Source organism: Pseudovibrio sp. SCP20, assembly GCF_057774105.1.
The window spans coordinates 1,644,578-1,657,362 of the sequence record NZ_JBYMDH010000001.1 but is presented as its reverse complement, the minus strand read 5'-3'; the positions used below and the strand labels follow the sequence as shown (position 1 = coordinate 1,657,362).

Annotated in this window: 10 protein-coding genes, 3 tRNA genes and 1 riboswitch; of the genes, 4 read left to right on the top strand and 9 right to left on the bottom strand. The window is 55.2% G+C overall.

What is annotated here, in order from left to right; translation table 11 throughout:
* Window positions 1-3: 3 nt before the first annotated feature.
* From AC3CB2_RS07255 to AC3CB2_RS07215, 9 genes are all read right to left on the bottom strand, one after another.
* On the bottom strand, window positions 4-729 hold the full coding sequence (locus AC3CB2_RS07255; protein ID WP_352929668.1) for an alanyl-tRNA editing protein: 726 nt from the start codon (window positions 727-729) through the stop codon (window positions 4-6).
* A 67-nt stretch (window positions 730-796) separates the two neighbouring features.
* Complete coding sequence (locus AC3CB2_RS07250) at window positions 797-1,441, bottom strand: LysE family translocator (RefSeq protein WP_352929670.1); 645 nt, start codon at window positions 1,439-1,441, stop codon at window positions 797-799.
* A gap of 88 nt (window positions 1,442-1,529) precedes the next feature.
* Entirely contained in the window at window positions 1,530-2,960 is a 1,431-nt protein-coding gene (gene cls, locus AC3CB2_RS07245; protein ID WP_352929673.1) for a cardiolipin synthase, read from the bottom strand.
* Between the two features lie 163 nt (window positions 2,961-3,123).
* Complete coding sequence (locus AC3CB2_RS07240; RefSeq protein WP_352929676.1) at window positions 3,124-4,161, bottom strand: cysteine synthase A; 1,038 nt, start codon at window positions 4,159-4,161, stop codon at window positions 3,124-3,126.
* A 247-nt stretch (window positions 4,162-4,408) separates the two neighbouring features.
* Window positions 4,409-5,098, bottom strand: coding sequence for a hypothetical protein (locus tag AC3CB2_RS07235; protein ID WP_352929679.1), 690 nt, complete (start codon window positions 5,096-5,098; stop codon window positions 4,409-4,411).
* A gap of 458 nt (window positions 5,099-5,556) precedes the next feature.
* The gene (locus AC3CB2_RS07230) at window positions 5,557-5,706 is read right to left on the bottom strand and encodes a hypothetical protein (RefSeq protein ID WP_008546290.1); all 150 of its coding nucleotides are present in this window, start codon (window positions 5,704-5,706) and stop codon (window positions 5,557-5,559) included.
* 103 nt (window positions 5,707-5,809) lie between these two features.
* Window positions 5,810-5,884: transfer RNA gene (locus AC3CB2_RS07225), tRNA-Asn, on the bottom strand.
* A 38-nt stretch (window positions 5,885-5,922) separates the two neighbouring features.
* A tRNA-Asn gene (locus tag AC3CB2_RS07220) sits at window positions 5,923-5,997 on the bottom strand.
* 40 nt (window positions 5,998-6,037) lie between these two features.
* Window positions 6,038-6,112 (bottom strand) — tRNA-Asn (locus AC3CB2_RS07215).
* A 258-nt stretch (window positions 6,113-6,370) separates the two neighbouring features.
* Window positions 6,371-6,581: riboswitch (cobalamin riboswitch) on the top strand.
* 136 nt (window positions 6,582-6,717) lie between these two features.
* Between AC3CB2_RS07215 and cobU the strand changes: the two genes are divergently transcribed.
* From cobU to cobO, 4 genes are read left to right on the top strand one after another with little or no spacing between them, the layout of a single operon-like run.
* Entirely contained in the window at window positions 6,718-7,278 is a 561-nt protein-coding gene (gene cobU / locus AC3CB2_RS07210; protein ID WP_352929681.1) for a bifunctional adenosylcobinamide kinase/adenosylcobinamide-phosphate guanylyltransferase, read from the top strand.
* Window positions 7,275-8,390, top strand: coding sequence for a cobalamin biosynthesis protein CobW (cobW, locus tag AC3CB2_RS07205; RefSeq protein WP_352929684.1), 1,116 nt, complete (start codon window positions 7,275-7,277; stop codon window positions 8,388-8,390). Before cobU ends, cobW begins: the two co-directional genes overlap by 4 nt.
* Window positions 8,390-12,145, top strand: a complete 3,756-nt coding sequence (gene cobN, locus AC3CB2_RS07200) for a cobaltochelatase subunit CobN (RefSeq protein WP_352929687.1) — start codon at window positions 8,390-8,392, stop codon at window positions 12,143-12,145. The genes cobW and cobN overlap by 1 nt, the downstream gene beginning before the upstream one ends.
* Before the next feature lies 1 nt (window position 12,146).
* Window positions 12,147-12,776, top strand: coding sequence for a cob(I)yrinic acid a,c-diamide adenosyltransferase (cobO, locus tag AC3CB2_RS07195; protein WP_008546500.1), 630 nt, complete (start codon window positions 12,147-12,149; stop codon window positions 12,774-12,776).
* Window positions 12,777-12,785 lie beyond the last annotated feature (9 nt).

Genomic DNA, 12,785 nt, shown 5'->3' with positions numbered 1-12,785 from the left:
GTGTTAGTCCTCCAACTGGATGCGGACGCGTCTGTTTTGACGGCCTTTTTTCTCAATCTTAGTGATTGCAGCGGTTCCGATCTGTGCGGTTTGGGACACATGTGTGCCACCGCATGGCTGCAAATCAACGTTCTCGCCAATTCTTACCAGTCTTACCCGTCCGCTGCCCATTGGTGGTTTTACACTCATGGTCTTTACAAGGCCGGGATTGGCTTCCAGCTCTTCGTCGGTGATCCATTCCTGCGTGACGGCATAATCGCCAGCAATGAGCTCCTGAAGCTTGCTGGTGAGCTCTTCCTTGTCTAGTGCGGCTTCCGGAATGTCGAAGTCCAGACGGCCTGTGCCATCGCTGATCTGACCGCCTGTGACCGGGAATGGCAGCACGACGGAAAGCAGGTGCAGGGCTGTGTGGACGCGCATGCGCTTGTAGCGGGTTTCCCAATCAACGTGCGCGGTGACCTTTGCGCCTGCGCTCAAGGCTGCTGGCAGCTGCGTGCCTTCTGCTGGCACATGCACGATCTGGGTGCGATCCTTGGAATAAACGGTGGTGGCAATTGGAATACGGGTGCCGTCTTCCAGCTCAATAGAGCCACTGTCGCCCGGCTGGCCGCCGCCATTGGGGTAGAAGCAGGTCCGGTCCAGAATGATGCCGCCTTCTGGTGTGATTTCATTTACAGCTGCTTCACTGCTGCGCAGGTAGGCATCTTCTCGGTACAAATGTTCTGTCATGGAATAATCTCAAATGGATAGGGAAAGGTGCGCCGTGAAATGATTGGGCGCACCTTAAATTGATGTCTTAAACGGTTGAGCGTGCGCTAAGCAATTTGACTGCAAAGGCGGCCATGATGCCCGCAAAAGAGTAATCGAGGATGCGCATCACGCGTGGGGAGTTGCGCAGGAACTTGGATACGGCAGAAGCACCAAACACCATGACCAGACTGCTTGGCACGTTCAGCAGAATGAAGAAGAAGCCAAGGAACAGCAGTTTGGAGGTTGCGTATGGATCTGATGCAGACACAAACTGAGGCAGGAAGGTCACGAAGAACAGCACAACCTTCGGGTTGAGCAGGTTGATCGTCACGGCTTTCACCCAGATGGCTCTGGCGGTTTCGCGAGAGGCTTCGCCTTCTTCCAGTGACAGCGCAGAGCCGTTGCGCAGGATCTGGAAGGCCAGATAAACCAGATAAAGCGCGCCAACAGTTTTGAGGATCTGGAAAGCAAACTCGGAGGCAGCGAGCAGGGCGGAGATGCCAACGGCAGCAAGGAACGCGTGGATCATCACGCCGTTTGTTGCGCCAACAATGGCCATCAGTCCAGCTTTTCGGCCCTGTGTGAGCGTTTTGCTCATGAAGAAGGTCATGTCCGGTCCAGGGGTGATGGACAGGATGAAGGCAGCAACGGTGAAACCCGCCATCACACTTAGTTCAGGCACAAAATACATGCGAAAGGCCCTCTGGGTTATTATTCTCAATTGGCCCTAACGTATTTTACTGCCCGTGTGCAAGTCTACTGAACTGTCCTCATCAAAACTAAAGTATTGGTGAGAACAGACGGGCGGCCTGGGCGAGGACGCGGAAGGCGTAGCGGCGGTTGTTGAGTTCGAGGCGGTCGGTCTGGCGGGCGCCCTTGAAATCCTGCTGCAGCATCTCTTCTGTTTTCTTGATCATGTTCTGGCCGGTGAACCACAAGGTGATTTCGAAGTTGATGTTGAAGGAGCGGTTGTCGAAGTTGACTGTGCCGATGCCAGCCAGCTCATTGTCGATGAGGATGACCTTCTCGTGCAGGAAGCCTTCCAGATATCGGTAGACCTTGATGCCATGGCTGGCGAGGTTGTCTGCATGGGCGTAGCTGGCGAGCCAGACGAGCCAGTGGTCGGCTTTTTCCGGCAGCAGGATGCGTACGTCAACGCCGCGCAGAGCGGCTGCGTAGAGCGCTGTGAGGACTTCAATGCCCGGCACGAAGTAGGGGCTGACGATCCAGAGGCGATCTTTGGCGCGTGCAATGCTCTCCACGAAAGTGATGGCACAGTCTTCCTGAATGTCGGCAGGGCCGGTCGGCATGACCATGACGCTCTCACCATCTGCCTTTGGGAAGCTGCCCGGTAGTTCCAGTTGCAGGGTTTTGCCGGTGGCGAACTGCCAGTCTTCGCTGAAGGAGAGTGTAGCAGCAAGAGCTGCGGGGCCGGAGACTTTTACGTGGGTGTCGCGCCAATGGCCGAATGTTTCTGAGAGGCCGAGATACTCTTCGCCGATGTTGTGGCCGCCGATCCAGCAGTGCTTGCTGTCTGTGACCACCACCTTGCGGTGATTGCGGTAGTTGAGGCGCATTGGGCCCAGCATACGCATGAGGCGGTGGCGTTTGTTAAACGCGCTGACGCGGACGCCAGCGTCCTGCAGGCGCGTGATGTACTGGGTTGAGAGGGAGCGGGAGCCGATATCATCATAAAGCAGGCAAACGCGCAGGCCTGCTTTGGCGCGCTCAATGAGAGCGTCTGCCAGCTCCAGTCCGATGCTGTCTTCGCGAATGATGAAGAACTGGACGAGCACGTGCTTTTCTGCGGTGCGGATGCCTTCGATGATGGAGGCGAACATGGCCGGGCCATCGATGAGCAGGTCGCAGGAGTTGTTTTCCAGAAACGGGACGGAGGCCACACGGGTATGAACGGGCCAGTGACTGCTGGCTGCGCCGTCTACATAAGGAGTGTGGCGGTTGAGGACGTCGGCCTCGATCTGGGAGATGTCGTCGCGTACTTCGATGTAATCATCCAGCCGTTTCCACGCGAAGATGAAGTAAAGCGGGACTGTGGGCATGGGGATGAAAAACAGGGAGAGCAGCCAGGCAATGCTGCCTTGCGAGGTGCGGGAGTACATGATCTCGCGAATGGCACAAACCACTGCCAATGCGTAGAAAAATACACTGAATAGAGCGATCAGGGAGAGGAGGCTGAATGAAGATTCCAAGCGTTACAACTCCTGTAATGCGAGGACCTACTTATAGCTGTGCCAAGAGGATTGGTCAAAACCTCTTGGCGAATTTTGCAATGCTTTCCGTTAAGGGCAGGTTGCCGGAGCCTGTTGGGGCTTTCTGGAAAGCTGGCGCCCTAAAGCGGGCGCCTCAAGCCAATCAGGCTGCTTCGAACGGGATGGCGATGTCGGATTTGCGTTCCATCCACTCTGGCACTGGCAGGCCTTTTTCGCGCAGGAATGTTGGGTTGAACATCTTGCCCTGATAGCGGGTGCCATAATCACACAGCACGGTCACGATGGTGTGGCCTGGGCCAAGTTCTTTTGCCAGACGAACAGCTCCAGCCACGTTGATGCCGGAGGAGCCGCCGAGGCAGAGGCCTTCATTCTGCAGCAGTTCAAAGTTGATCAGTAGGCCTTCCTCATCAGAGATGCGGTAAGGGATGTCGATCGGCGCGTCTTCCAGATTCGCGGTGATGCGGCCCTGACCGATGCCCTCTGAGATGGAGGAGCCTTCGGACTTCAGCTCGCCGTGGGCGTAGTAGTTGTAAAGCGCTGCGCCGTGCGGATCTGCGAGGCCGATCTTGATGTTCGGGTTCTTTTCCTTCAGGCCGATGCCGGTGCCCGCCAGTGTGCCGCCTGTGCCCACTGCGCAGATGAAGCCGTCGACTTTGCCGTCGGTCTGCTGCCAGATTTCCTGAGCGGTGGTTTCAATGTGGCCCTGACGGTTGGCGACATTGTCAAACTGGTTGGCCCAGATGGCGCCCTGCGGATGGGTCTTGTTCAGCTCTTCAGCGATGCGCTGGGAGACTTTGATGTAGTTGTTTGGATTCTTGTAAGGAACCGCCGGAACTTCGATCAGCTCAGCACCTGCAATGCGCAGCATGTCTTTCTTTTCCTGAGACTGGGTCTCGGGAATGACGATGACAGAGCGGTAGCCCAGTGCGTTGCCGACCAGTGCGAGGCCGATGCCGGTGTTGCCTGCGGTGCCTTCCACAATGATGCCGCCTGGCTTCAGGGTGCCGCGTTTGACAGCATCACGGATGATGAAGAGCGCAGCGCGGTCCTTGACGGACTGGCCCGGGTTCATGAACTCAGCTTTGCCGAGGATTTCACAGCCGGTACGCTCAGAAGGGCCTTTGAGGCGAATGAGGGGGGTGTTGCCGATAGCTTCGATGGCAGAGGCGCGCGTGTCCATAGTGTCTCTCAAATAACTCGTATCAGGATAAATTTCAGAATGCGGGTATTCGACCCCTTTTGAGACCACGCTACTGTGCTGGCCCGGCAAGAACAAGAAATGGGCTGCCAAAGGGTGCGTTAGACTAGGATATTATTCTCCTCGGGCTTCCGTAGGAGAATAAAATTGCTCACGGGGTGTGTGCGGTTCGAATATGCACGCTAAATGCGATTTGAGAGAGTATCGATTTGCGCGCAGCTGGTTCCTGTCAGGATCTGCTTTCCAGCCATGAGATGGCGTCTTTGGTTGCCTTCCAGAGGATTTCACCATTCTCTCCTGCGCGGAGCATGAAAGAATTATGGACTTCCTCTGGAACAGGCTGCACCTCCAGCAGGTTCACCTGCGTATCCAACGCTGGGGCAAAAGCTTCCTTGCGGGTGACCACAAAGCGCTCATCCGTTGGTACGCGGGACTGGTCCTTCTTCAGAGCAGCCGACTGCATGGCTTTGCTGTGGCTGTCTGGCTGCATCACGGTCACCGCAATGGCCCTGCCATCTGGCAGGAGATGGGTTTCGTTCTGCTGGACTTCGGAGTTGTAAATGACTTCGCCGTGTTGATCGATCAGCTCGACCCACAAGGTTTTGCGACCCTGAATTTCCACTTCACCCACCCAGATGGACAGATCACTTTCCAGCGGGTCGGCATAAGGGGCTTTGGGTGGGGGGGCGACGGTGACGGCGAGATAGTCCTCTGGCATGGCGTAGGTGTTGCCGTCCTCGGATTTATCAATGAGCTGCGGGCCGGAAGGTGTGGCCGGGTCCGTTGCAGGAGATGTTTCTGCCAGTGCAGGCGCAGCCAGCGTAAGCGGCGCAGCGAGACAGGCAGCAAGAAGACCAGATTTTGCGAAGCGAAAATTCAAGACGTGCGGCAGACCGCACAGCGGAAACAGACTACTCATTGATGGCTCCCTGACTTTCACGCAGCAACTTTCCCAGAGGGGGCGCCTTATTGTGTGCAGTAACACAGTCATCACGAAGTAGTGACTATGATAATTCGCACCAGATACATTAGAGGTATACGTATTTACTTAGAGTATCTATGCCATAATAATTGTATATAAATTATGTTTCGCGTATTTATACTTTCAGGTTATTTAATTGCTATTATGTAAAATTTTCATTGTGTTGATTTGCTATACAAAATGGAGAGAACTGTGATGAGCATCTCAGTTTCTCTCATTGGCAAAAAAATCACTTATTTTTTCAAGTGGCTTAAGCTTTTGAAAGAACAGCGCTTCATTTCTGCCCCTTTTGTGTGGGGTGCATCTGCCTGATACGGGCTGTTTTAAGTGCTGCGTGATATGCACAGCTCTCCCTGCTTATGAACTCCCCGATAATTTGGGGAGGCGTCGCTCGGCTAGTTGGTCGCCATATGCAGGATCAGGGTGAGTTTTGCCGCGAAATGGAGTGCCTCCGCTTTTGTGCGGAAGAGAGTTCTACCCAGATGGACTCCGTTTCTTCGGCCTGCGGCACTTGCCAGTGCTGCGGTTTCGCTGCGCGTGAACATGGTTTTCTACCCACTGTTTTTATTATTGTAGGGTTAGACGCACGCGTACGAATTCTGTGAGATGAAACGCTGATTTAAAGGAGAGGGGAATTTTGAGAAAGGATGGCTCCCCGGGCCGGATTCGAACCAGCGACCAAGCGGTTAACAGCCGCTTGCTCTACCACTGAGCTACCGGGGATCACGATGTCCTCGCCATTTGGCTGCAATCAAGAAAAGTGGCTCCCCGGGCCGGATTCGAACCAGCGACCAAGCGGTTAACAGCCGCTTGCTCTACCACTGAGCTACCGGGGATCACGATGATCTTGCCGTTATGGCTGCAAACGAGAAAGGATGGCTCCCCGGGCCGGATTCGAACCAGCGACCAAGCGGTTAACAGCCGCTTGCTCTACCACTGAGCTACCGGGGATCATGACACCCTTGCGAGTTTGCCTCGCCGTTTGCGTGAGGAGGCTTTTACAGAGGCATGGTGTGTTTGCCAAGTCGTTTTTTAGGAATTTTTCGATTTGTGGACAGTTTCTCGTTTTTTTTATTGAGATATCCAAGGGGGTTAGCCAGAAATCTCCAAAAACCGCGGATTTTGCGGGTTTGATTTTCCGGTGATGTTGGAATCCTCACAAAGACAATTGACAGGGGAGCTGATTGCGCCCCACACTTAAGCCCAGAACTCCAGTTTCTTTTCGTCTGTGCCGAGGCTTTCAGGCGGAAGGATTAAACGGGAATGCGGTTCCATATATATGGAAGTAAGCCGCAGCTGCCCCCGCAACTGTGAGCGGCGAGATCATTGCGATAATCCCACTGGCCTTTTTGGAGGCTGGGAAGGGGCTGTGATCGACAGAGCCGCAAGCCAGGAGACCGGCTGGAGATATGATTTGACATAGGACTGCTGTCGGGTGGACGGCGAGAGGTGCTCATGACACATATTTCCCTGTTTCCGTGCGAGACAGCTGCTGTACTTTCATATTCTTTGAGTGAAGCTTCGGCTTCCACGCGCTTGCTGATCAGCTAACCCAGATGGCTGAACAGAGCGGCGACCTTTGCGTTCGTCATTGTCTCGTAACGGGCGGTGCTCGTTCCGGGAAAAGCGCATATGCGGAAAAGCTGGTTTTAAGCAGCGGGCGACGCCCGACTTATATTGCGACAGGCCAGGCCTTTGACGGTGAAATGGAGGAACGTATCGCGCATCATAAGATGCAGCGGGGCGACCTTTGGGACACTGTTGAGGAGCCGCTGGAGCTTGTGCGCGTGCTGAAAGAGCATGCCCATGCGGAGCGCGCCATCCTCGTTGATTGCCTGACGCTTTGGCTTTCCAACCTTATGCATGCCGAGCGGGACTGGAGCGTTGAGCTTGAACAGCTGCGTGCTGTGCTCTCCGATTTGCCATGCCCCGTTGTGTTTGTTGGCAATGAGGTGGGCATGGGCATCGTGCCTGAAAACGCCATGGCCCGCGCCTTTCGTGATGAGGCCGGGCGCCTCAACCAGCGTATCGCTGAGTTTTGCCACTACGTGATGTTTGTTGCTGCCGGTCAACCGTTGCAGCTGAAGCCTGCTGTTTTTCCGGAGATTTCCCTATGACTGTTTCTTTTGCTGCGCCTTCCAAAAAAATTCCTGCCGTCATTATCACTGGTTTTCTGGGTGCCGGAAAAACCACATTGGTCCGCAACCTTTTGATGAAGGCTCAGGACAAGCGCATTGCGCTCATCGTCAACGAATTTGGCGAGATGGGTTTTGATGGATCGCTGGTCAATGGCTGTGCTGATCCGGATTGTTCTGCGGATGAGGTGGTGGAGCTGGCCAATGGCTGCATCTGCTGCACGGTGGCGGATGATTTTCTGCCAACTATGGAAATGCTTCTGGAGCGGGAGCAGGCACCGGATGTGATCGTGATTGAAACCTCTGGTCTGGCGCTGCCGCAGCCCTTGGTGCGGGCGTTCAACTGGCCTTCCGTGAAACCGCGCGTCACCGTTGATAGTGTGGTGACTGTGGTGGATGCGCCTGCTGTTGCTGCTGGCAAGGTTGCTTCTGATGAAGAAGCGGTTGCGGCGCAGCGTGCTGCAGATGAGGCGCTGGACCACGAAAGCCCGGTGGAGGAGCTGTTTGCTGACCAGCTGACCTGCGCCGATCTTGTTGTGCTTTCCAAAGCTGATCTTTTGACTGAGGAAGAGCTTTCCGCTGTGAAGGCGACCATCAGTGGTCGTTTGCGCGATGGGGTTGAGATTGTGGCTGCCTCTCATGGAGAGCTGGCGCTGGATGTTCTGCTGGGCCGGGATGCCGGGGCTGAGGATGATATGGACTTGCGTCTTTCTCACCATGAAGCGCAGCATGCTCACGACCACGACCACGACCACGACCACGACCACGACCACGACCACCATCATCATCACGATCATTCCCATGATGACTTTGAGAGCTTTGTGCTGCCAACCCGCCGGTTTGCCTCCATTGAGGAGGTGAAAGCTCAGGTGGAGGCGGCCATGAAGGTTTCCGGCGTGCTGCGGATTAAAGGCAGTGTGGTGGTGGAAGGCAAAGTGGCGCCGGTGCTGGTGCAGGCGGTTGGCCCACGTGTGGAAGCCTGGTTTGCGGCTGGCAGTGAAAGCCATTCCAAGCTGGTTGTGATTGGTCTTGCAGGATTGGACAAGCACAGTGTGAATGCTGCGCTGAGTGAATTTGAGTTGGTTTCTGCCTGATGCACGTACTTGTTGGGCAATCACGCCGATTGGATGATGGAGAAGAGGCTGTCGATCTGGGGCAGACGCCTGCGGATGTTGTGTTTTTAAGCGCAGCGGACACAGAGCTTGCTGGCCTTGCGGCGGCCCATGCCCAGCATGAGGGCTACTCCCTGCGGCTTGCCAGTTTTCTGGCGCTGTCCCATCCGTACTCTGTTGACCTTTATATTGAGCAGTGCATTCAAGCCTCAAAACTTGTGGTGGTGCGCCTGTTGGGCGGCGTTGAATACTGGCGCTACGGCGTTGAGCGGCTGGAAGCGGTCGCCCGTGCTGAAGGTGTGAAGCTGGTTCTGCTGCCGGGGGATGACAAGTGGGATGAGGAGCTTGCCAAACGCTCCACCGTGCCGCTGGAAACTGCGCAGATGTTGTGGCGCTATCTGATTGAAGGTGGCGCGGAGAACCTTTCCGGTGCTTTGCTTTATGCGGCGCAGATTGCCGAGCTGCCTGTTGAAGCGCCTTCTGAGCCTATGGCGTTGCCGCGGGCCGGGCTGATGTTGCAAGGGCATTCGCTTCCTTCATTGGATGATGTGCAGGCGAGCTGGAAAGACCCGAGCCGTCCTGTTGCAGCCATCGTGTTTTATCGGGCGCTTTATCAAAGCGGGGCGATAGAGCCAGTACAGGCATTATGTCATGAGCTAGAGGCACAGGGGATTAATCCGCTTGTGCTTTATGTGGCGAGCCTGAAACAGGCGGAATGCGCGGCAGTTGTTTCCAGCGTGTTTGAAGAGTGCCCGCCTGATGTGGTTCTGAACGCCACGGCCTTTGCCCTATCAAACGCAGGGGCTGTTCATTCCGGCACGGTGCTGGACAATAAAGGTGCATGCGTTCTGCAGATTGTGCTGTCGTCCTCCTCTGAAGAGGGCTGGGCGGAGAGTGATCAGGGCTTATCCCCGCGTGACCTTGCTATGCATGTTGTGCTGCCGGAAATTGATGGCCGTCTTTTAACGCGGGCGATCTCGTTTAAGGAAGAAGGTGGCCGTGATACCAAAACACAATGTTCGCTTGTTCGTTTTGTACCAAAACCGGACCGGGTGCAGTTTGTGGCGACACTGGCGGCCAATTGGGCGCGGCTGAAACACAAAAACGCAATCGAGCGCAAAGTTGGCATAGTGCTCGCAAACTATCCCAACAAGGATGGGCGTATAGCAAACGGGGTGGGGCTCGATACGCCTGCTTCCTGCGCGCATCTTCTTTCTGCCATGAAAACAGAAGGTTATGGCGTTGCTGAGAATGCGCCTGGTTCTTCTGAAGCGTTGATAGAGGATCTGCTGGCTGGTCCTACCAATGCACTTAGCAACGCAAACCAACGCAAAGGCGGGGAAGAGTTGCCGCTGGAGCGTTATAAGCAGTTGTTTTCTCAGCTGCCTTTGGCGGTGCGTGAGGGGATTGAGGAACGCTGGGGTGCACCAGAGGATGATCCGCATGTTTTGGACGGGTCGTTCCAGCTGGCGCTCAAGACTTATGGCAATGTGACCGTCGGTATTCAGCCTGCACGCGGCTACAACATTGATCCGAAAGAGACTTATCACGATCCGGCGCTGGTTCCGCCGCATCATTACCTCGCCTGGTACATGTGGCTGCGGGATAGCTTTGAGGTGGACGCACTTATCCACCTTGGCAAACACGGCAACCTTGAATGGCTGCCCGGAAAAGCATTAGCCTTATCAGAGGCTTGTTATCCGGAGGCGGTGATTGGGCCGGTGCCGAACATCTATCCTTTCATCGTCAACGACCCCGGTGAGGGTTCTCAGGCCAAGCGGCGGTTATCCTCGGTGATCATTGATCATCTTACCCCTCCGCTGGCCCGCGCTGAAAGCCACGGCTCCGCTTTGGAGCTGGAAGCGCTGCTGGATGAGTATTACATCGCGGCTGGCGTGGACCATCGCCGCCTGAAAGCACTTGGAAAAGAGATACTTGGCGTTGCTGCCCGTGAGGGTATGGACAAGGATATCGGTCTGACTTCCGATATGGATGAGGACACCCGTCTGGCGCGGCTGGATGCCTATCTTTGTGACCTGAAAGAGCTTCAAATCCGTGATGGTCTGCACATTCTTGGGCAGTCTCCTAAGGGCGAGCAGCGAGCAGAGTTGCTGGTGGCCTTGCTACGCGTGCCGCGTGGTGAAAAGCCTCATGAGAACAGTCTGTTACGCGCACTTGCTGAGGATTTGAATCTGGCTGGGTTTGATCCGCTGGACTGTGCATTTGAGCAGGCATGGGAAAGTGCGCGGCCAATGGTTTTGCAGGAGCTGTTAGAGGCTCCATGGCGCAGCTGCGGGGACACGGTTGAGCGGCTGGAAGCGCTGGCGCTTGAGCTGGTTTCTGGTGCGCGGGCGGTTCCTTCAGAGTTTACAGCGACTTCTGCGGTGTTGGAGGCGTTGAGCCAAGAGATTGCACGCAATGTGGATGCGTCTGGCGCTGCTGAGGTAAAGGGGGTGTTATCCTCCCTTGCGGGCCGGTTTGTCCTCCCTGGGCCGTCAGGTGCGCCGTCCCGTGGTCGTCCTGACGTGTTGCCGACCGGGCGTAACTTTTATTCTGTTGACGTTCGCTCCGTTCCCACAAAGGTTGCCTGGAAGCTGGGTGAGAGAAGCGCTAGCGCATTGATACTACGTCATTTTCAGGATCACGGGGAGTGGCTGCAAAGCATCGCCATGAGCTGCTGGGGAACGGCAAATATGCGCACCGGTGGGGATGATATCGCTCAGGCACTGGCTCTGATTGGTGCCCGTCCGGTGTGGGAAGAGGCCTCTGGCCGCGTCACGGGATTCGAGATTGTTCCGCTTTCTGAACTCCAGCGCCCCCGAGTTGACGTAACCCTCAGAATTTCCGGCTTTTTTCGCGATGCGTTCCCGCAACTCATACATCTGTTCGATGCTGCTGTTGCTGCGATCTCAGAGTTGGATGAACCGGAAGATGCCAATCCCTTAGCGGCGCGGTACCAAACTGAGCTTGGCGGATTACTGGCCAAAGGCGTTGATGAAGGGCAGGCGCGCAAGCGGGCGTCTACTCGGATTTTTGGCAGTAAACCAGGGGCTTATGGGGCTGGCCTGCAGGCTTTGATTGATGAGAGGTTGTGGGATAAGCGCGCTGATTTTGCGGAGAGTTTCCTTGAATGGGGCGGCTATGCCTATGGCCGATCTAGGTCAGGCGAGCAAGCCAAAGAAGATCTGGTCACCCGCCTTTCCCAAGCTGATGCAGTGGTTCACAATCAGGACAACAGAGAGCACGATCTCCTTGATTCTGATGACTATTATCAGTTCGAGGGTGGTCTGGCGGCGACGGTTGAAACGCTGAAAGGCGATGCTCCACACATCTACCACAACGACCATTCCCGCCCTGAACGTCCTGTCATTCGCACGCTTTCGGAAGAAATCGGGCGGGTTGTCAGGGGGAGAGCTGCCAATCCAAAATGGATCGCCGGTGTCATGCGCCACGGGTATAAAGGTGCTTTTGAGATGGCGGCGACACTGGATTATCTTTTTGCTTTTGGGGCGACAACCAATGCCGTTTCGCACCATCATTTCGATCAGCTCTATGATGCATATCTTTATGATGATGAGGTGCGGGACTTTATTGCGGAGAAGAATTCCGCAGCGCTTTTGGAAATGACCGAGCGATTTTTAGAGGTCATTCAACGAGATATGTGGGTGCCAAAACGAAACAGCGCCTATGATGATTTGTTAGAGTTGCGACGCGCACTCATGGATGGAGGGGAATAACATGGTAACGAAGACAGACATGAGTGAAGCAGATCTGGACGCCCGCCACGCGGAAAAGATGCGCAAGAAGAAAGCTGCGCGTGACAAGATCATGGCGACGAAAACTATCGAGAAGGGATTGCTGATCGTCCATACCGGAAAGGGGAAAGGCAAGTCCACCGCTGGTTTCGGCATGATCTTCCGCAGCCTTGGGCACGGCCATAAAGTTGCTGTTGTGCAGTTCGTGAAAGGCCGGTTAGAGACCGGCGAACGCATGGCGCTGGACCGCTTCTCCGATCTTGTCACCATCAAGCGCATGGGCGAAGGCTTTACGTGGGAAACGCAGGACCGTCAGCGGGATATCTCTGCTGCGCGAGCTGCCTGGGATGCAGCGAAAGAGCTGATCAGCTCTCGTGAACATAAGATGGTTCTGCTGGATGAGCTGAACATTGTATTGCGTTACGAATACATTCCGCTTGAAGAGGTTGTTGCGTACCTGCGTGATGAAAAACCTGAGGATGTTCATGTGGTTATCACTGGTCGTAATGCCAAGGATGAGCTGATTGAGATTGCGGATCTTGTGACTGAGATGGGGCAGATCAAGCATCCGTTCCGCTCTGGCGTGAAGCCGCAGGAAGGGATTGAGTTTTAAATCGTGCCT

What these genes read in the sequence shown, in the direction of transcription:
- cobW (WP_352929684.1), top strand. Translation starts at nt 7,275, where the DNA reads ATGACTGTTTCTTTTGCTGCGCCTTCCAAAAAAATTCCTGCCGTCATT.
- cobN (WP_352929687.1), top strand. Translation starts at nt 8,390, where the DNA reads ATGCACGTACTTGTTGGGCAATCACGCCGATTGGATGATGGAGAAGAG.
- AC3CB2_RS07235 (WP_352929679.1), bottom strand. Translation starts at nt 5,098, where the DNA reads ATGAGTAGTCTGTTTCCGCTGTGCGGTCTGCCGCACGTCTTGAATTTT.
- AC3CB2_RS07250 (WP_352929670.1), bottom strand. Translation starts at nt 1,441, where the DNA reads ATGTATTTTGTGCCTGAACTAAGTGTGATGGCGGGTTTCACCGTTGCT.
- AC3CB2_RS07255 (WP_352929668.1), bottom strand. Translation starts at nt 729, where the DNA reads ATGACAGAACATTTGTACCGAGAAGATGCCTACCTGCGCAGCAGTGAA.
- cobO (WP_008546500.1), top strand. Translation starts at nt 12,147, where the DNA reads ATGGTAACGAAGACAGACATGAGTGAAGCAGATCTGGACGCCCGCCAC.
- cobU (WP_352929681.1), top strand. Translation starts at nt 6,718, where the DNA reads ATGGCTGAACAGAGCGGCGACCTTTGCGTTCGTCATTGTCTCGTAACG.
- AC3CB2_RS07240 (WP_352929676.1), bottom strand. Translation starts at nt 4,161, where the DNA reads ATGGACACGCGCGCCTCTGCCATCGAAGCTATCGGCAACACCCCCCTC.
- AC3CB2_RS07230 (WP_008546290.1), bottom strand. Translation starts at nt 5,706, where the DNA reads ATGTTCACGCGCAGCGAAACCGCAGCACTGGCAAGTGCCGCAGGCCGA.